Source organism: Achromobacter sp. GbtcB20 (assembly GCF_019091095.1).
In the GTDB taxonomy this organism is placed as follows: Bacteria; Pseudomonadota; Gammaproteobacteria; order Burkholderiales; family Burkholderiaceae_B; genus Achromobacter; species Achromobacter mucicolens.
This window is the reverse complement of sequence record NZ_JAGXJZ010000459.1, coordinates 1-289: the sequence shown is the minus strand read 5'-3', so window position 1 is coordinate 289 and position 289 is coordinate 1. Positions and strand designations below refer to the sequence as shown.

The 289-nt window shown below is 62.3% G+C and carries 1 pseudogene; it reads left to right on the top strand.

Annotated elements, in window-relative coordinates:
* Nucleotides 1-289, top strand: a pseudogene (locus tag KVT32_RS29760) (Rhs element Vgr protein); the annotation flags it as partial.

The window sequence follows — 289 nt, the reverse complement described above, 5'->3', positions numbered from 1 at the left end:
CACGTCAACCACGACGAGTCGACGTTCGTGGGTCACGACCGCAGCGAGCAGGTCGAGAACGACGAAACCATCACCATCGGCCACGACCGCACGGAGACCGTGGGCAATGACGAGCAGGTGAACATCGGCCAGGATCGGCGGCACGACATCGGGCGGGATGACTTTCTGACGGTGGGGCGTAATCACACGATCTACACAGGCAAGGACCGCACCGAGGAAGTGGGCAACAACCGCCGCGACAAGACGGTGGCGAATCACTGGGTGAGTATTGGCGGGCACCAGGAGCAGA